Origin of the sequence: Bartonella sp. MR30HLJHH (assembly GCF_042194195.1) — a bacterium.
Taxonomy (GTDB): Bacteria; Pseudomonadota; Alphaproteobacteria; order Rhizobiales; family Rhizobiaceae; genus Bartonella; species Bartonella grahamii.
On sequence record NZ_JBHIMO010000013.1, the window covers coordinates 19,685 to 38,785 of the forward strand.

A 19,101-nucleotide genomic window follows, 5' to 3' on the forward strand; every position below is an offset into this window, starting at 1 on the left:
AACTTATTAGCTCGCAAAAGCCATCGCTTTTGGTATCGCGGTTTTGCGAGGACTAAAATCTGTTTCTCTTTGTTGAGTAGAGGTTGTTGCTTCTTCATGAGTTACTGTTGAATGCTCAGTGCGTTCAACAGATTGTGATAAGCGTTGTTGTTGATGCAAATCTTGCGTCCGTTTAGAAGATGGTTCATGGCGCTTTTGTTTTGCCTGTTCGGTTTGCGAAATGCTCTCTCTTACTTGTTCTACAGCCGTTGCATAATTGTCAGCGGCGTCAATTAAGTGAGAAAGACCAGCTTCAGCGTGTCTGCGTGCTTGATTTTTAAAGCCACAAAGACTGATACCAGCGTACTTGTGAAAAGATTGAGGATTTCTGACAAGTTGCTGTGCGAGCGCTTCTATTGTTTCAGGGTTTTGGAAAAGTGTTTCCACTTGTGATTGCAAAATGTTTGCGTTACCAAAAACAACTTCGCACCAATATTTGATCTGGGCATGGTGCCTTTTGACTTTTGAATGTTGTTGAATTTTGGTAGAAATTTCTGTCTCTGAAAGAGTTTCTTTTTCACGTTGATCTGGTTTTTGCAGAAGTTCAGTGACTGCTGCCTTTCCCATTAAACGTTCATAGTTTTTGAGTTCTTGCTCTGGAGATTGCAATAGGCTCTCTCTTGCCTGTTTTACAGCTTTTGTATAACAATCAACGGTGACGCAAAGGGCGGAAAAATCTTCTTCCGCTTGTTTGCGCGTTCGATTTTTGAAGCCCAACGTGCTGGTACCTGAAAGTTTAGCGATACTTTCAGGATAGGCTGCCATGCGCCATGAGAGCTCCTTTCCTGCAGCGGGATTTTTTTGAATTTCCTGCATTTTTTCTTGCAAAATATTTGAATCTCCATATGCACTCGCGGATAAACGTTGGATTTCCTCTCGATATGTTTGAACCAATGAATGGTGTGGAAGCAATTGAATGATTTCTTCCTCTGAGAGAACTCTTGTTGCCCTTTTTAGAGAAACTTGTGAAGTAACTGTTGAGTGTGTCGTTTCAGGTTTTTGCTGCCTTTTGGTAGAGCTACCTCTTGTTAGAAGCGTTGTTGGATTTGTTGATGCATGTACAGTTTCTTCTTTTAAAAGAGATTGTCTTTCCTCATCTTTTTCCGGTATGGATGACAGTCTTTTGCTTTGTGAAGGAGCTTCTTTATAGAGGCTTTCTGAGCTTGTAACCTCTGCCGCTGCTTTTTCATAGAGCGCTATAAGTTCTTGTATTGAAGGGGACGGAAAAGGGTGAGGGTGATCTTTTTTCATACATGCTTCCTTTCAAGAATTGTTTTAGAAAACCTCTTTGGTGCACACTCTCGCCCTTTATATTTTATGGTTTTTATAAGAAGATATCAAAATTGAGTGGTTTCCAAAGATCGGCGCTATTTGTTACCATTGTAATGGGACTTTGTGTCTTTTATACAGTTTTTTTGTGAAATTTTATCAATAAGTTATAGTCAATTACTGAATCCATTTTTAGGACTATTTTCTGTCACAAGATAAAACAATTCTTGGCGCAACCGCAATAAAACGATTTACGCCAAGAGATTACATGAAAAACAAAAATTTATGTGTTTTTACGTTTATGCCTTATACCGCATAAGCCATTCCTTTTTCGGGGGCATGTTTTCGTTGTTGTGAGCTGTGCTCTGGATTAGCGTGTTCTCTTCCTTTTGCGTGATGATGGCGATGATGGTGGTGATGTCTGTTCTCTAAGTCTCTTTCTGGACTTTCGTGTCTTTGACCTCTTTCTCTTTCCTGCTCCCGTGTAAACTGTTTATGGAGCTTTTGTGTAGTATGGATATGTCTCTCAAGAGCTGAGCAAAGGGGAGAAAAACCATCTTCAGCTTCTTTGCGTGCTTGACTTTTTATGCCAAGTGCTTTCCTACCAGCAAGTTTAGCAGGTCCTTCAGGATTTTCTGCAAGGTCCTGTAAGACTTTTTCTGCATTTTTGGGATCGTCAAGAATCTTAGCCAGTTGTTCATTCAAAGCATGTTCGTTACCAAAAACAACTTTGCACCACTCTTGGGTTTCTCTTACACCATATTGAAAGCTTGTGTTTTGTAAAAGCTTTGTTGTAATCTCATCTTTCGGGGTTCTGGGAGGTGTTGTTGTTCCTCTGCCAACGCCTTGGTAAATGGGATTTTCTCGTTGTTGCGACTCTTGCCCACCTTCAGCACCCGCGCCAACCGTTGCATAGATAGATTCTAGCGGTCTTTGGGGGGAGCGCCCACCACCACGTTCACCAAATTCAAGCTCTGCATAGGGATGTTCTGGTTCACGGGAAGAATGCCTACCCTGTGCATCTTCACCAACTGTCTCGTAGAGGGAAGTTTGCCAACCCCTCGCCTCCAGATCGGTTACTGCATAGGGATCTACGAGTCTGTCGGTGCGTCGCCCATCACTTGGTCTCCCACCAAGTCTGTCATAAGGATTTCCTAGTGGCTTTTGGGGAGCATAGACCGTTTCTGGTGGTTGTTGAAGTGTATATTGTTGTGGGTTGCGCTGTTCTTTGGGTGGTTTGTTAATCTTTGTGTAGAGCTCTTCTGCATTAGAAGCTCCTAGATTTTGTTGGTCAAGTGGCTTTTGGGGAGCATAGACCGTTTCTGGTGGTTGTTGAAGTGTATATTGTTGTGGATTGCGCTGTTCTTTGGGTGGTTTGTTAATCTTTGCGTAGAGCTCTTCTGTATTAGAAGCTCCTAGATTTTGCTGTTCAAATTGTCGTCTTAGTTCATCTATATTGGTAGAAGCGGTTGGGTGACTTTTTTTCATGGCTGTTTCCTTTCAATATTTTTAGAAAACTTCTTTGGCTTTGGCACATTCCCTACTTTTTGATAACTGTAAGACACAAGACAGATATCGAATTGAATGACCTCCAAAGATTTCGCGCTATTCATATTTGTATATAGTGGACATTTATGTCTTTTATACAGCTTTTTTATGAAATTTTATCAATAAGTTATAGTAATTTACAGGATTCATTTTTAGGACTGTTTTTTGTAACATTCTAAAACAACTGGTGGGCGCAATGGAGATAAAATGATTTGCGCCAAGAGTCAGTTGGAAGGCAAAAGTTCACGCGTTTTTAGCCGGTAAGAGCCAGTGATGAAGAGCGATTAACTTTTAAGGTGTGAGCTTGACATTGTGCTTCTTTGGTGTTCCTTACAGTATTCGCAATTTCTTTTGCTCTGCTTTCCGATGTCCCAAGTAGGCAAGCTAGTCTGGTATAATCTTTTTCTTGTATGGCTTTACGATCTTCTGAAGATAGACGATTGTGTAGTTGGCGCGAAAAGTGATGGAGTTCTTGTCGCAGTGAACGAGAATGCAATAAAGCTTCTCTTTGTTGTTCTCTTGGTAAGGCAAAAAGGTTTTGTAAATTTTTTTCAGGTGTTTCGACAGTGTGGCTCAAGCGTTTTTGTTCTCTTTGATGTTGCTCTAAAATTTCTTCTTTTGTTTGTTGTGTTATTGTGGTATAATTTTTAAGGGCTTGGCTGAGTTGTGGAGCGGTTTGTTCCGCCTGTCTACGATTTGGACTTTTCATGCCAAGTATTTTTCTTCCTGCAAGTTTAGAAATTGATTGAGGGTTTTGTAAAATTTGATCGGCAAACTGATTTCCTAAGCTTGGATCTGCCGTTAAGATATCCATTTTGATCTTTAAGACATGGGCTTTACCATAAACAATCTTTGATAAATTTTCGATTTCTTTTCTGCATGCTTCAACATAAGCGTCATTTGAAATCCTTGTGAATAACTCTTCATGTGTAAGAGGTGCTAATGTTTCTTTTGGAATCAGTGTTTCTTTTAAGCTTTGAATGTTGGTTTTTTGAAAACAGAGGTGGGCACCGTTGAGTAATGTTTTGACGAGTTCTGGGGGGAGATCATCTTTGTGGCCGACGACGAAAGCACCTTCTACTTCCATGACAAAACCTTCTGCTGAAAAACCTCTAAAGATGCCTTCATAGGGAATCCCTTCTTTTGCGGCAACAACAATACGATTGTTAATTTCATCCAGTCCAGCATTTCTCATTTGGGAGATGAATTCTTTTAAAACAAGGGATTTTTGCGGATGCGTGATATCTTCAAAAAGATCTTTCATCGGTTGGGGATTGCCATATTGCATGGCTTCAATACAAGCTGCTGTCATGCGTCCTTTTGTGATGAAAGAAAAGTCAATGGGATGTCCTGCTGCTTGTCCAAGTTTTTCCATAAACATTCGATTTACGCGCCCATTCCCTTTTCGGAAAGGATGTGCATGCTCGAGTACCATAAAAACTTCAGCGGCATTTTCAGCAAATTCTTGGCGCGATAAACCTTTTAAATTGTTCTTCTCATTCAGTGTTTTTTCGAGTTGTTTTAGCTCTTTTTTTATCTGTGGACCAATAGCAAAAGGAACTTCATAACCTTTGGGACGCATCGCTGGCATATGGGCAGAGGTTCCGTCTTCAAATGTAAAGGATACATCGCGGGTTTTTCCAGCCCATTCAAAAGTTTTGTGAAAGAGGCTCCAGTGGATTAATTTTAAATAAGTGGAATCAAATTTTTGTGGAAGTGGTTCATGGCGAAAATTGACGGCTTCTCTGGCGGTATCATGGGCACAGCGTTCATACAGTTTTTTGGGGTCTTTTATGCCATATTTATTTTTGAGTGTTAGGGTACCTTTATATAAATAATTTTGCTCTAACATATAATCTCTCCTAAGTAGGTGGGGTGGTGGTTGATAAGCGTCTTAAACGCTGCATGTGAAAAATTCCCCTTCGCGTATTCTTTTGAGATTTTTGGTGTTACAAGAGGGAGTGCTTTTCCCTCAAGTGTATGGATGGTTGTATCGATCGTTTTGTGATACTTTTGAAAGGTTTTTGGTGTGAGAAATGCCAAATGTTCTGTTGTGATTGTTTTCATGTATATTTTCTTTTTTCATTTATTTTTGGAAAGCTTTTCTGATGTTTCTTTTTGTTTATTATCCTGTTGTGCTGTAAAATACTGCTATTGAGGGCGCTGGTATGAATCCCATGAGCGGTCAGAAAATGGATTGTCTACAAATTGACTCTGGAAAAACCTTCATTCTTTGAGGTGTAAGAAAGGGATCAAAAAGAGAAATGTTGCTTAAAATTATTGTTTTTTTGCTTTTAATAAAGTTATTTGCAAGAGCGCTTTGATGAAGATCGTGGATATGGCGGGTGCAATCGCTCTTGGTTTGTGGATGGAGTTGGTGCTTTTCATACACAGTACTCAGATTAGTGAATCTATGGGCAAAAGCAGTCATCAAAAATTTTTCTCCATTATGTTTTTCTTATTGCTTCATATGAACATCTTGCCATATGAACATCTTGTTTGTATATGTTTGAAACAAATTGTTTTTTATTTTGTATTGTTACTCTTATCGTATTGCGCTGCTTTAAGATCCATAACAGAGGAAACCCTTTCTTTAGTTGGGGAGAAAAGCCTTTTTTCAGCGCTTTGTATTTAAAATAGAACACTTTATGATATCGTAAAGGGGGAAAAGTTTGTATAAGAATGATTTATTCATTTTGATGCATATCTAAATATTTTTTTGGAAAAAATCGATGTTCTTGAGTGTAGGTGTCTTGAGAGTTCTTATCTCAAAGATTAAATTTTTGGTTTTTTGTAGGGGATAAATTATACACAAAAAGCTTTGTAGGAATGTATTTGCAGACTTTCCTAAGTGGAGGTTTGGTTTAGTTATAGGTGATTTGAGGGGATTGGTGTTTTTTATAAAGACAATGGGCGCTGGTAAAACAATACACAAAATACAAAAAGGAAAAAACACGGTTTTTTTATCATGTTTTCCCCTATGTGTGTGAGGAAGTGGGCAAAAACTTTTTGTTAACGGGCTTTTAAAAAACAGAAATGTATATTGTTTTTTTCATAGTCAAGATCTCATAATAGGAGGCTAGTTTTTCTTTTGTGGGGCAAAGCGGTTTTTGGCAGCTGCGGCTAACATTTCTTTTCTTCTGAAATAGATGGCGCGACCACATCGCAAAGGAGGTTGTCCTTGCATAAGAATAATTTGTTCATCTTGACGCATTTCTTGAATAACCTCATGGGGTAAAATCAGAGCTCTTTGTTGGTAATTGACGTTGTATGAACTCTTTCCTAAAGATAAGCCTCTTGATTTGCTTGTTCCGGTTACTTCAACAGTCATTTGGCCACAGCGTTCTGAAATGTCTTTGGCAGTTTGGAGGTCTTTAATGGCAGCATAGCTGACAAAGGAGCAGCTTTCAAACCATGAACGTGCTCCAGCTTCTCCAAAATGATTGACCAACTGACCAGAGGATTGATAAAAAAGCATTAAAGATGTACCGTATTTACGTCCACGATCGCGCGCTTCTTCTAAAATATTCATATAGCCTAGAAGATCAACTTCATCTAAGACAAATAAAACACGCTTTTTATAGTTACCGTCTGCTGTAACCATGGCATTGAGAAAAGCGCCAATAATCACGCGTCCAATAGCTGGATAACTGTTTAAAATGCTTGCGGGGAGATTGAGAAAAACATCTGTATTGCCATTTGTAATATCTGAGGAAAAAAAATCATCTCCGCAGACAAGATCTGCGTAATTGGACAAAGAAAGCCATTGAGTGTCTTTTGATGCGGTTGTATAGACTCCTGAAAAGGTTTGCTCTGCCATTTCTGTAAAAATACCAACCATTTCGCGAATAAAAGGAGAAGGTGTTGTTTCTTGAATCATACGTAGTTGATTGACAACAGCTGTTTCTGATTGAGAGAGAATTCCACGCAATGTTTTTAAATTGCGCTCGTTGTCTTTATATTCATCAGAAAATATAACATGAGCAAGAAGGGCTGTTAAAAGGTTATGAGCTTGTGTCGAGAAATATTCCGCTGAAGAATTGTCTGATTTTTTATCTGTAAGAAGCAATTTAGAAAAGCTTACAATATTTGCTTCGCGTTGTGTGCGTGGTACGCTGTCGTCTAAAAGCCAATCAATGACATTAAAATTTTTTGTTAAAAATGAATTGGGATCGAGAACAATGACATTTCTATTCCCCATCTTTTGACGCGCAAATTTGACCATTGGGGCAACTTCTGTTGAAGGATCAAGACAAATAATAGACCCTGGATAGGTTAAACACGTGGGAACTACTGTACTTGTGGTTTTATAGCCACCAGAACCAGCAAAAAAGATCATATGAGTTGAACCAAAATCAAGATTAAAGGTTAGCAAAGGGGCTGTTCCCCCCTTTCCCCATGTTGTTTTATTGCCAGGTGAAAAGGGAATTTTGCACACATTATCTTGATCAACACGGTATCTTTCCCCCACAACAATTTGCCCATTGGCAGGAAAAATTTTTGCTGCCTCTCTTAAATTCATCCATGCGGATTCACCAAACACACCTTTTTTTGCACGCTTGACCTTATTTTTAGGTGGAGAGGTTGTTATGAATTGAATAATGGAAAAAAAACCACCAATGATGATGCCAAAGACAACCATGGGGTCCATGAATTGAAGCGCATAATTCCACGTTATTCCTTGTTGTCCAACATAGGGACCTAAACGTTTTATTTCTCCACCAATATAGTAAAGAGCTGTGGTTCCAAAAAAGATAAGGGAAACGAAAGTAATTCCTTTACGTAAGTGCAGCTTTTGCGAGAGACTATAAAACAATGACACAGCAGCTGTTAGTGCTAGGACTAGTAAAGGTTCTGAACGAAGAGTCCAATAAATTTGATTGCTCTTTAGTCCATTTGTTATAAACAACAAAAAATGAGGAACAAGGAATATCGTTAAAGCACCTAAAGCGATTGGTGTTAAAATGAGTACCATTTGTGTCTTGGTATATTTCATTGTATTTACTTTCAATTCTATCAGACTATGCTGCGAAAAGCTCTTTTTTCAGATGTGCGATATTAAACTCTCTCTTTTTTGAAAAACGCAGATGACGCCAAACAGTTCTTGTTTATGAGCCCTTCTTATAAAGTAGGAAGCTTTTATCCATTCTTAGCAAGCCATAGCAAATGCTTTGGAACGATGCATTGCGCATACTTGTGTTTGCTGATGTAGTTCTTTGGCTTGCTTAACGGTTTGTGTAATTTGTTTGGCTTTATTTTCTGATACACCAATGCTTTGAGCCAGTGTTTCATACTCATTATTTTTGACAGCTTTATGTTCAGTTAGTGAGAGACGGCTATTGATGTTTTTTACAAAGTCGGTAAGCTCTTTTTGAAGTAAAGGATTTTTTGCTAAAGCTTCTTGCTGTAATTCTTTTGGCAAGGTGAAGAGCTTTTGTAAGCTTTTGCTTGGCATTTTTACTATTTTTGCACGACGACTTTGTTCTGTTGCATGTTCTTGAGTAATTTCCTTCTCTGCATGTTTTACAGCATGGGCGAAATTTGCAACGGTAGTACAGAGCATCTCAAGATGATTTTTAGCGTTTGCACGTGCTTGATTTTGTAGTCCACATAAACTGAAACCTGCAAGATGAGAAACAGAGTGCGGTGCTCTTTCAATCTGCTTGGCGAGCTGTTGGCCTAAGCTTGGATTTTTGATGATCTCTAGCATCTGTTTATCTAATGTTTTTTCTTTACCATAAACAATTTTTGACAATTTCTGGACCTGTTTTAGGCTTGCGTGGACGCAAGAATCTTCTGCAACCATTTCGGCTTTTTTATTTTCTGTCAAAGGAGCTAGTCTTTCTTCTGGAATGAGAATGCTTTCAAGCTCTTTTGTTTTTGGAACTGTAAAGGTAAATTTGTCACCGGGTTTTAATGTTTTGAGTTGTTCTGGTGTGAGATGCTCTTTATTGCCGATGATATAAGCCCCTTTCACATTGAATGCAAAGCTATCATAACCAGCACCTCTATACATTCCTGTGTAGGTTTCACCTTCTTTTGCAACCATAACGGGACGATCATTAACATTGCGCCCAAGTTCTTTCATGTTGTTCATGAATTCCTTTAAAAGAAGTATTTTATTGGGATTAGAGATATCCTCAAATAGATGTTGCATTGGTTCTAGATCACCATTTTCTGCTACAGCAACACTGGCGAGCATCATGCGTTCTTTTGTAACAAGTGAAAAATCAAGCTGATGACCTGCTGCTTGAGCGAGCTTTTCAAAAAAGACCCGTTGTGTACGTCCGTTGCCTTCTCTAAAAGGATGGAGTTGGTTAAGGAAGTTAAATAAACTTATTGCTTCAGAGTTAAATGTCTCACGCGTTAAGCCTTGCAAATTATCTTTTTCGGCAAGTGTTTGATCTAATTTTTGTAAACCTTTAGTGATTTCATCACCGAGTGCAAAAGGATTTTCCCATCCTGTTCTTTTCATTTCGGGCATAGCGGCTGTGGTACCATCTTCAAATGTAAAGGGAAGATGGCGAAGATGACCAGCCCATTCAAAGGTATTTTTAAATAACTGATAATGAATAGAGCATAGATAGGAGGTATCAAATTTTTCTGGTAGGGGGGCTTCACGCAGATTAACCATCGCTTTTGCTGTATCATGCGAGCATTTCTCCAGAAAGGATTTAAAGTTTTTTATTCCATATTTATTTTTGAGTGTTGTGGTGTTCGGGTAGACATAATGATGAGGAGAAACTGTCTGTATATTTTTTGTTTTTTCTTTTGCTTTCGGCATCGTAGCTTCCTTATAATGTTACGTTGTCCATGAGAGTATTAAATTCCTCGAGTGAAATATTCCCCCTTGCATATTCTTCTAAAATTTTTAGCGTTTTGGAATGTAGCGCTATTCCCTCTATTGCATGGGTGCTGATGGCTGCTTCAACCGCTTCACGGCGTTGTTTTAATTCTTCCACTGTCATCGATAAAAGATTTTCGCTGTTTTCTGTTGCTTTGGTTTTCATGCATTTTTCCTTTTATGTGCAATCGTTGCCTTAAAAGAGCCTTTAGCAGCCGATGAGATCTTCTTTTAGTCTCCTCCAAAGATGTTTCGTTGTTTGAAGGGATCATAATAAATTTCTGTGACCTTAAATTTTCCTTCAACCCGTTTGCATTGGATGATGATATCAATCATTGAAATCAACAGTCCTCGAATATCATCACGCTCTAAATCACCTCCTCCGTCACTTTCTTTGACCAAAAGGGTCATTTGCTCAAAGGCAGCAAGGGCTGTTGAAGCATGAACCGTTGTAATGGAACCTGGATGACCTGAATTGACATTGCGGATATAATAAAAGGCTGTACCATCTCTAAGTTCTTGCAAAAGAATACGATCAGGACGCATCCGTAAAGATGATTCAAGCAATTCTTTGGGTCCAACAGAGGCTAAGCCTTGTCCATCTTTTGAATAGAACATCGAGACATGATTAGGGTGCGGTATCACCAATTCTTGTGTATCTTCAATGGTGATAATACGCTCTTCTTGAGGGATTTTGGCGATTAACGCTTTTGATAATGTTGTTTTACCCGAACCAGTTTTTCCTGCAATTAAAATATTTTTCTGGCATTTTACAGCTTGATTTAAAAAGGAGACAAAGTCTTTATTACAATAGGCATGAGCTAAGTTATGTTCGATGATTTTGAGTTCGTTAAAACGAGAAAGATAATCATTCAATGGCGTGAAAGATATCTGTTCACAGAGCGAAAACAGACCTTTATTCGCTAGCTCTTCGAGAGAAAAACTCTGCGATGATGGTTTGCGAATTGTCATACTAATCGTGTTTTTTTCAACAGCCGGCGGAATAACAACTTGAATGCGCTCATTACCTGGCAGAGTAGCCGATAATATTGGATTCTTGTCTGATATGTTTTGCTTGGAATAGGACGCGACAACTTTCGCAATCCCCATAAGCTCATTAAAAGAGAGAGCCGGTGCTTCTATAGTTTTCCATCCATCAATACCTTCCGTCATTACTTGATAGGGACGATTGATAACAATTTCAAAAAGACTTTCATCTTTCAAAAAAGCACGGATGGGTTCAAGTTTTGTGAGAACAATCGCGATGGTTTCATCGCTCATGGTATGTAAGTTTGAGTTCATTCTAAAGGTATCGCAGAATTTTTGTAAAAGTTTCTTGAAACAGCTCGATTGGTAATCTGTTTTTTGTTTTCGATGACTTTCAATTTATAAACGCTGGAAAAATCTAAATCGCGGGCAACAAAGATATTCACCATTTCCCCTTGGTTTTTGGATAATGTTGGAGGAATATTGGCGTAATTTTCGACGACAATATTTGCAATATTTTGTCCTGAAGAGAGTGTTTCAGTTTCTTCTTTTTCTTGTTTTTTTGCTAAACGTTTATTAGCATAGTTTGTCGCATCTTTTATCAGGGAGACAAGAAGCGCAGATCCAATCCTCTCTAACCAATGGTTATCAATATCTCCATCTATACCAGAACGCCCTAAACTGTCTGTTGCAGGTGAAGCTAAGGATATAATGATACCATTAGGGGTTTTTGCTCTATTCCACAGCACAAAGAGACGTGTTTGGCCTTTTTTCAATCCGGCGCGATATTCACCAACAATTTGGGTACCTTTATCGAGAAGGACAACACGACCATTGTCTGATAAGATATCTCTGGAAACGATACAACTGGCAAAACCTTGTTGATCACTGTTGATGGCTGTTTCTAAAATACAAGGGATAGAAGTTCCCATCGCGATGATGTAGTTTCGATTGCCAAGGGTTGAAGCACGAATACCTTCAAGCACTGTGGGTTTGAGAAGATGATTAAAACGTTGTGTCGTTTCATCATGTTTACTTTCAAGTTGGTGAGGCAAAACACTATTATTTGTTTGTGAATCTATTTTGCCTTGTTGTGTATTTGCATAAGCTAATACAGGAGCACGTTGTGCTGCTTCCAAAAGTGAGTCATCAGAATTTAATTGATTGATGTTTGGTGTTGGTAGCTCGACTTTTGGCAATAGAGCGTTATTTCGTTGAGGCTGTTCAAGGGGGGAAGGGGTAGGTTTTGCAGGGCGAAAAAGCTCTGTTTGTTTTATAACTTTTCCTTCTTTTGAAGATTCAATTGGTTGTTTTTTTTCTGTAACAAGTGTTGAATAGGCTAAATAAAGACAGACACTGAAAAGAATAATAAGAGCAATAGCTTTCCCTACATTGTTCTGTTGACTTTTTCCTTGAGCATTTTTTATTGTATCGCGATCATTAATGCTTTTTTCATCCACGGTGTTATTCATGGCTGCTTCCTAGGTTCACTTTACGTTGTACAGATGGTGATGTCGTACCTGTTTCAGGGTTAATTCCTTCTGGTACGAACCTTTTATTAAAGATGCACAATACTTCATTCCCACGCCGTAGCGTGAATTGTGCAGCTGTTGCATGAACAATAACCTTGTTGCCTTTAATTGATTTGGGAATAAGCGCTTCTTGCCCATCAGGTGATACAATGTAAATGGCAGGGATTTCAATATTGCCTAAAAAGGTAAAGGTTGTTGTTTTTCCATTATCATAGACAGACGCAGGTTCAATGAGGGATGAACCTTGGGCTTCATAAGCCCAATTGCGTGGTCCAAAATCTTCATGGATATCTAAAACATCATTGACAAAGTTTTCTTCACGTTGTTTTGCTTTTTCTGCTTCGGCTAATTTCTTACGCAAGGCTTCATCTTCTGGATAACGAAACTTTACTAAGAAATACGTCTCATTGCCGGCTGAAACATCGCCTTCACGGATTTGCAGCTCGAATTGATAAGATCGTTTTGTTCCATCTTGGCGGCTTGTGACAATTTGTAAATTGGTCACAGGTTGGATTTCACGCGGTTTGAGAAAAACAAAGTGACCAGCCGGTGCAACTTGCCAAGCAACGGAATTTCCAATTCCTACATAGGTCACGTTTTCATCATCGGCAAATTCCAGCTGAACTGAAGAGCGAATGGAGCCAATGATTTGTACAACATTGTAGGGGTCATAATTGACAAATCTGATGCGGTTATCTTTACGTGCACTGACAGGCGCTGTTTCTGCAAGTGAGAAGGCGGTGTGAAAGCTGAGAGTGATCGTAAAAATTAAAAAGATTGTTTGTAAAAGTCTGATCATTTTATCACCTCTGGATCAGATCTATATTCCGATACTTGAAAACCAAGAGGATTGATGAGACGATCAGACGTTGAAATGTGTGCGTTCACGTAGGAAAAATTTAAGATTGAAATCCAATGGGAAATATTTTCTTTTTCATTAAAGTCTCTGACCGTTTTATAGTAACGAACTTGGATAAGATCTTTGCTTATAAAAGAGATTGATTTGATTGTGACGGTAGCAATCATGTTATGATAAATATTTTGAGGACTTTCTGGATTATTGCCCGCGTACCATTTTGCAAAACGGTTTTGTTCTTTTGGAGAAGATAAAAGAGAAACTAAGCGAAAATTGTTTTCTGCTTCGGATGCTTGAAAACCTTCACGGGCACGAACATATTGGCTGGCAAAATAACGCGTTATCGCTTCATCATAGTCGTTAGGGGATTCTTTGAGGGCGCTTACAGTATCAATAATGCCTGTTGAGTTATCAACTCGGATAACAAAAGGCTCTACCGTTTTTAAAGGCGTCAAAGCTGCGACAGCTAAAGCCAGTGCAATCGTCATCAATCCAAAAAGCATTGTTAAAGCCATGGAAATTTTCATTCGCACGCGCATGCTATGCATGCGATCAATATCAAATGAGCGCGCTTCTTTTATATATTTTTCAAGGGCATCACTTTTCACGCGTAACCTCCACAGTTTTATCAGATCGTGCTTCATGAATAACCGGCTTTAATAAAGCTGAATTGGCCGTTGCTTTTTCACTTTCCAAAGTATTGAGAATGATGGGAGTGGTAACAGGCTTTAAGCTCTTTTCTGGGTGGACAACGTTTTGATTGTCCCAATTCCACTTATCTTTATTTAAAGCACGTGTATGTTTGCCATTACAGCGTGGTGGTTTTTTTGGGCCACTCAAAGAGGCACAACCAGTAAGAGCGATTGTTAGGACCATAACAAAAGTTATTTTTCGTTTCATTTTTTGAACTCACAAATATCTTGGAATACAATGCATGAGAGCCTTTATTCTGGACACTTTTAAAAGTCTATGTGATTGGTTTTGTTGTAAGATCTAAGATGTTAGATCTTACTTGAAACAGGATCATGGCGCGTGCGCCAAAGGGCGCACGCAAGGCAAAAACAAAAATGCTTATTCTTTTAAAGAGGTGCTTTATCTTAAAACCGACCACGACCACCTCCAGATCTTCCTGCTTTTGCTGCCGCGCCTGCCGCACCTTTAGAAGCGTTACCGGCAGCACCTGAGATTTGTAAAGCAGCATTTTTTACTGTATTCGCACTCGTTCTTGCACCATTGGCAAGCATTGTGAAAACCTGTCCTCCTGAAGAGACACCAGTGTTAAAGTATGGTCCGCCAGAGGCCAGCGCTGTTGCAATACCGGGAAGCGCACGGAAGATAATAACCCCTATGATCGAAATGACGAGGACAGGGGGGAAAAGAACATAGATTGATTCATATGAAACTTTGAGAACCTGAAGGATAACTTGACATATAATTGTTCCAAGCATGATCACGAGAACCTGTAAAATGGTAAAATTGATCAAAGTTGTAATCCATGCATCGGTGTATTTTCGCGTTGCATTGAACAAATACAAACTAATGAATAGAGGCCCAAGACCTATAATCATTACGAGAGCAACTTGTGCAAACATTTGCACAATAAAACCACCTATACAAAAAAGAATAACGGCTAAAAGCATGATAGAACCAAGAAGCCCCACAACAATCTTTTCAAAAAACCAAGCATTGTATAAAACTTCTTGATAGCGAGCATTTGCCTTTAACAAAATATAATCAAAAACATTGGAGCTTGCAGGATTGCTGTTAAGCGCATTCCCAATAGCGTTAGATAAATCATTGAAGAAAATATCCTTGACATAAGTATTAAATGTATCCGCATTCGTTGCCATTGTTGTCACAACAACGATTTTAACAACATTATTGAGAAGACTATGCATGGAAAGCGCAACGCGACCTGTCATAACATTATAGCCATAAAGAAAGATAAAAATGATTGCGGCGAGATTTAAGGGTGCTGAAATAGCAGAAGATAACCCTCTCACCGTTGTGTCCATCACATTATCGAGAGGGGTTAAAATATACCCAGAAACGCTTTCAAATGGAGAAAAACTAAAGTCTGACATTTGTACTCGTACTTTCAAGTTTTTCTTTTAATTCTTTTTCTTTTTCTTTTAATTGTGCCTCAAGGTATTTATGCTTTTGTTGTTCCTTTTCTTCACGCATTTCGTCTTTTGTTTTCGTATCTCTTGCTTGAATCATATCAAGAGACTGAAGTTTTAAAGAAGCCACTTGAAGATCGGCTTGAAGAAGAGAAAGTTTTACTTGAAGCTCTTGTCGAAGAGCTTGAAGATTCTGCAATTCTTCAAGGCTAGATTTTTTTACAGCTTCAGTTGCTGTTGTACCTGTTTGTGACTTAACTTGTTCAAGTTGATGACTTATTTCTTTAATTTTTTTTGCAGTTTCAGTTGCAGTTTTATATATGCCTTCAGCTGTTTCTGATTTTGCAGCATCTAATTTTTGTGTGTTCTCGAGTGCTTGTTTATAATATTCATCCGCATCGGGTGTCGTTTGTGATATTGCATGAGAAATAAAAGAAAAAGATAACAGTGTAACTAAGCCATATTTTTTCATTGATTTTTTCTCCTTTGATAAAATATGGGCAGCCATTTATCAGGGTCTGCTCCATATTCGTTGATAATTTCATTCATTAGTTCAATGTTTTTTGTTGTGCCGCTTAAAACGGCGATCTCATCATTCATTCCACGTAAGTTAAGTTCTGCAACGACGGAACTTTGTCCTTGTTTGACGAGAAAACGGCGAGATTCTCTGCTTAATTCTGACTGTATCAGTTCAAATTCACGCTCAGTAAGTTTGAAAGCTTCGACATAATCATTGTAATTTGCTTTTTGATTTGGAAAAAATATTTGGGTGGGGCATTGCTCAATAATTGTGTGCGCGATTGTTGAGTTCAAAGCATCTTTAGGACTTTGTGTTGCAAAGAGCATCATGCCATTTTGTTTACGGATTGTTTTTAGCCGATCTTGCGCAAAAGCTTTGAATGAATCATCTTCCAAAGCTTTCCAGAATTCATCAACGACAATAATGATGCGCCGCCCATCAATCAAATCAAGAATGCGGTGAAAGAGATACATCATTAAGGGGCGCCGAATTTCTTCATTGTCTAAGAAATCGGTCATGTCATATCCAATGAACTGTGCATTTAAATTGAGATCATCTTGATCATTATCAAAAACCCACCCTAAATCATTGCCTCTAATCCAGCGTTGTAGTCGTATGGCGATACCTTCTTTTGATGTGTTGTCAAAAAACAGTTGAAGTGCACCAAGAGAGCGTTGTGTTGGGGGTAAGTTTTCCAAAGAATCGATGGCTTTGGCGATATCTTGTCGCTCTTCTTCTGTTACGATTTGTCCTTCAGCGCTTACCAGCTTTAAGATCCAATTACGAAGAAAGATTTTATTTTTTTCAGTGTATTCCATGCCCTTTAAGGGAGAAATCCCTGTGGGCTGCCCATTTTTTAGAGGTTTATATTTCCCTCCTCCAGCTCGTACAAAGATCTCTGCTCCTTGATCTTTGTCAAAAAAAACCATTGTTGGATTGTGTTTTTGTAATTGTGCAAGAAGAAAATTAACAATCACTGTTTTACCAGATCCCGATGGACCACAAACAAACGTGTTTCCAAGATCGCCATAATGAAAATTAAAATAGTAAGGTGAACCTGCCTGTGTTTTTAGCAATGCGACAGCAGCTCCCCAAACATTATCGTTTAGTTTGCCAACAGGGAAAGAATGGAAGGGCGATAAAGCGGCAAAATTTCTGCTAGTAATGGCACCTGAACGCGCACGATAGCTAAAGTTTCCAGGAAGCTGTGCCCACCATGCTGCTTCCAATCCTAAATCTTCTCTGGCAATTACGGCTCCCCCATTGGTTAAATGGGCTCGTGCTTTTGATAAGTTTTCAGTCAATATTTTGGGATGATCAGCAAAAACAGCTAAAGAAATGTGATGCTCGCCCAAAACAAAACGGTTTGATTCTAAATCATCTAGCGCTTCATCGAGTGCATCAATTTGTGAACTAGCACGGTCAGCTGCATTGATCATTTGATTTTGCTTGCGGCTCATAATCGCACTGGCGGCCGCCTTACTTTTAAAAACAAAGGATTGTGTTAAAATGAATTCAAATGGTACCGTAAGCAAACCATCAGTCATACCAGGGCGTGTTTTAGAAGGGTATTCTTTCCATCCAAACATGCCAGCAAAGCGTTCATTACTTTCATGGCGAATTTCGATAATTTCTTTCCCAAAAATAACACGATCCGAATAAATCGTTGAAGCAATAGTTCCAAATGTGAGAGGAATACGCTCACGTCTTCCCCCCACCAGCTGGTGGAGAAATTCACTTTGTTCAGAAAATAAAATACCTTCATATTCATAGATTGATAGCAGACGGACTTCATACTCTTCTAAACCTTGCATAAGGTCTTGACTTAACTCTTCGAGTTTACGAACAGCTTCCTCATCAGGTTCAGATTGTGTTTTCTTCGCTTTACTTAAGCGCTGAAAAAATGAAACCAGTTGTTCTGTTTTATCTACTGCGGGATTCCAAAGCAGTGAAATAAACAGATCATTTCTATACAGTTCTTGCGAAACCATTTTCTTTTTATATTTTTCATCTAATGTTGTTGCAAAAGATGAAAGAAAATGACCTTCTGGATAGATCGTTTCACGGCGGCGGATGATGTGAGAATATAAAGCAACCCGTTCATCTGCAATATTTTTTAAAAGAGTGTTTAATTGGTTGTGTAAAGAATTTAATTGATCAATATCCGCAGTGTCAAAATTTACGCCCTCAACAGCCATCACAACCATTAAACAGCGCGAATTTAAAGCAACGACATGTTGGTTGATATAGCGTATATAGGGAATATATTCTTCAGGCAAAGTTTCCCGTTTCATTATTGACATCTGTTTCACCGGTTTGGCTCCTTCAGCTTAGTTCCTTATAAGTGCGGATAAGGCGCAAAGGGGAGGTAGAACCTCCTCCCCATCGGTTGAGGTTTTTTTGTTTTCCTCGGGTATTGAGCCAAGCAAATAATACGCGAAATTGGTTGTGATCATGTTTTGTCACTTCACGCAAAATAAAGTGCATCCCAATACCAAAACCAATCATGGTAAAATCACTCGTCAAAATAAAAAGAACGGACGTCGCCATGACATTGAGCGCCATCGCTTCCATTGTGACACCGGCAAACATGGACGGTCGTGTACAGGCAAGGAAAAGAGTGTCTTCGTTCATTTATGCCGTGCCCGATAATTTACCGACAAGAGTAGGGGCACCAAAAACAATAGCAATACCAAGAACACAGTAAGCTGCTTTGCGTAAATCAATAAAGCCGTACATCCAGCCAATACCCACAGCAGCAACACATATAATTGCAATAAGCTTTGCCGTTGGACCCGTCATCATTGTGACAATGTTGCCTAAAACACCTTCAAGTTTTGCGAAACCACTCCCATCAGCAACAGGAGCAGCATAAGAAGGATCTGATACAAGCAATGCTGTAAAAAGCAGCATGGTCATGATAACGATAAAAATGATGTTCTGGGATCTATTATCTGTCATTTTACCTCTCTTTAACAAATAATATTTGTTCATATGTCGACATTCTATTGCCTCTAAAAACTGAAAATGCTGTCATTTGATGACAGTTAATTCTTCTCGTTTGTTTGTTTTAAAAGCCTTGATAGTGGATCTGTTCACTCTCAAACTCTTTTTCTTAAAGAGACAGAAGTCTTTTCAAATTGAGATTGTGTTACATGAAAATGGCAATTTTAAGTTGTATGCATTGGTAAAGACAATAATATTAAAACAATGCAAGAAGGAATATTATTCTTTACAAAATGTAGTTAATATGCAACACAGATATTTGGATTTTTTCTTTAAAAACAAGGGTATTGGTGATATATAATGTGAAAGGATAGAAAAACAATGAATTTTTTGAGTGAGCGTGTTAAGAAATGCTATTTAAATTGATTGTTATTATTTAC

The 19,101-nt window shown here is 38.7% G+C and carries 17 protein-coding genes; all 17 read right to left on the reverse strand.

Annotated elements, in window-relative coordinates; all coding sequences use genetic code 11:
- Positions 1–6: 6 nt before the first annotated feature.
- Positions 7–1,290, reverse strand: a complete 1,284-nt coding sequence (locus ACFIKR_RS07235; protein WP_375659385.1) for a BID domain-containing T4SS effector — start codon at positions 1,288–1,290, stop codon at positions 7–9.
- Between the two features lie 324 nt (positions 1,291–1,614).
- Positions 1,615–2,796 (reverse strand): BID domain-containing T4SS effector, encoded by a 1,182-nt coding sequence (locus ACFIKR_RS07240; protein ID WP_375659386.1) that lies wholly within the window; start codon positions 2,794–2,796, stop codon positions 1,615–1,617.
- A gap of 313 nt (positions 2,797–3,109) precedes the next feature.
- Positions 3,110–4,708: a BID domain-containing T4SS effector gene (locus ACFIKR_RS07245; protein WP_375659387.1), complete on the reverse strand. Its 1,599-nt coding sequence runs from the start codon at positions 4,706–4,708 to the stop codon at positions 3,110–3,112.
- Positions 4,702–4,923 carry a hypothetical protein gene (locus ACFIKR_RS07250; RefSeq protein WP_375659388.1) on the reverse strand — a complete coding sequence of 74 codons (222 nt, stop codon included), beginning with the start codon at positions 4,921–4,923 and terminating at the stop codon, positions 4,702–4,704. Before ACFIKR_RS07250 ends, ACFIKR_RS07245 begins: the two co-directional genes overlap by 7 nt.
- A gap of 1,012 nt (positions 4,924–5,935) precedes the next feature.
- A complete protein-coding gene (traG, locus tag ACFIKR_RS07255; RefSeq protein ID WP_375636367.1) occupies positions 5,936–7,852 on the reverse strand; it encodes a Ti-type conjugative transfer system protein TraG in 1,917 nt (638 codons plus the stop codon).
- A 153-nt stretch (positions 7,853–8,005) separates the two neighbouring features.
- The gene (locus tag ACFIKR_RS07260) at positions 8,006–9,640 is read right to left on the reverse strand and encodes a BID domain-containing T4SS effector (protein ID WP_375659389.1); all 1,635 of its coding nucleotides are present in this window, start codon (positions 9,638–9,640) and stop codon (positions 8,006–8,008) included.
- Between the two features lie 10 nt (positions 9,641–9,650).
- Positions 9,651–9,866 (reverse strand): antitoxin VbhA family protein, encoded by a 216-nt coding sequence (locus tag ACFIKR_RS07265; protein WP_375620165.1) that lies wholly within the window; start codon positions 9,864–9,866, stop codon positions 9,651–9,653.
- 65 nt (positions 9,867–9,931) lie between these two features.
- A complete protein-coding gene (gene virB11 / locus ACFIKR_RS07270; RefSeq protein ID WP_015856713.1) occupies positions 9,932–11,002 on the reverse strand; it encodes a P-type DNA transfer ATPase VirB11 in 1,071 nt (356 codons plus the stop codon).
- The gene (gene virB10 / locus ACFIKR_RS07275) at positions 10,999–12,159 is read right to left on the reverse strand and encodes a type IV secretion system protein VirB10 (protein WP_375659390.1); all 1,161 of its coding nucleotides are present in this window, start codon (positions 12,157–12,159) and stop codon (positions 10,999–11,001) included. Before virB10 ends, virB11 begins: the two co-directional genes overlap by 4 nt.
- Positions 12,152–13,018 carry a P-type conjugative transfer protein VirB9 gene (gene virB9, locus ACFIKR_RS07280; RefSeq protein WP_375659391.1) on the reverse strand — a complete coding sequence of 289 codons (867 nt, stop codon included), beginning with the start codon at positions 13,016–13,018 and terminating at the stop codon, positions 12,152–12,154. The genes virB10 and virB9 overlap by 8 nt, the downstream gene beginning before the upstream one ends.
- The gene (locus ACFIKR_RS07285) at positions 13,015–13,719 is read right to left on the reverse strand and encodes a virB8 family protein (protein WP_375659392.1); all 705 of its coding nucleotides are present in this window, start codon (positions 13,717–13,719) and stop codon (positions 13,015–13,017) included. The genes virB9 and ACFIKR_RS07285 overlap by 4 nt, the downstream gene beginning before the upstream one ends.
- Entirely contained in the window at positions 13,673–13,975 is a 303-nt protein-coding gene (locus ACFIKR_RS07290) for a type IV secretion system protein VirB7 (protein ID WP_375659393.1), read from the reverse strand. Before ACFIKR_RS07290 ends, ACFIKR_RS07285 begins: the two co-directional genes overlap by 47 nt.
- Positions 13,976–14,172: 197 nt before the next feature.
- Positions 14,173–15,159, reverse strand: a complete 987-nt coding sequence (locus tag ACFIKR_RS07295; RefSeq protein WP_273788312.1) for a type IV secretion system protein — start codon at positions 15,157–15,159, stop codon at positions 14,173–14,175.
- Positions 15,146–15,667: a type IV secretion system protein VirB5 gene (locus tag ACFIKR_RS07300; protein ID WP_375659394.1), complete on the reverse strand. Its 522-nt coding sequence runs from the start codon at positions 15,665–15,667 to the stop codon at positions 15,146–15,148. Before ACFIKR_RS07300 ends, ACFIKR_RS07295 begins: the two co-directional genes overlap by 14 nt.
- Complete coding sequence (locus ACFIKR_RS07305; RefSeq protein ID WP_375659402.1) at positions 15,664–18,018, reverse strand: VirB4 family type IV secretion/conjugal transfer ATPase; 2,355 nt, start codon at positions 18,016–18,018, stop codon at positions 15,664–15,666. Before ACFIKR_RS07305 ends, ACFIKR_RS07300 begins: the two co-directional genes overlap by 4 nt.
- Positions 18,019–18,040: 22 nt before the next feature.
- On the reverse strand, positions 18,041–18,349 hold the full coding sequence (locus ACFIKR_RS07310) for a type IV secretion system protein VirB3 (protein ID WP_015856705.1): 309 nt from the start codon (positions 18,347–18,349) through the stop codon (positions 18,041–18,043).
- The gene (locus tag ACFIKR_RS07315; protein ID WP_375659395.1) at positions 18,350–18,676 is read right to left on the reverse strand and encodes a TrbC/VirB2 family protein; all 327 of its coding nucleotides are present in this window, start codon (positions 18,674–18,676) and stop codon (positions 18,350–18,352) included.
- Positions 18,677–19,101 lie beyond the last annotated feature (425 nt).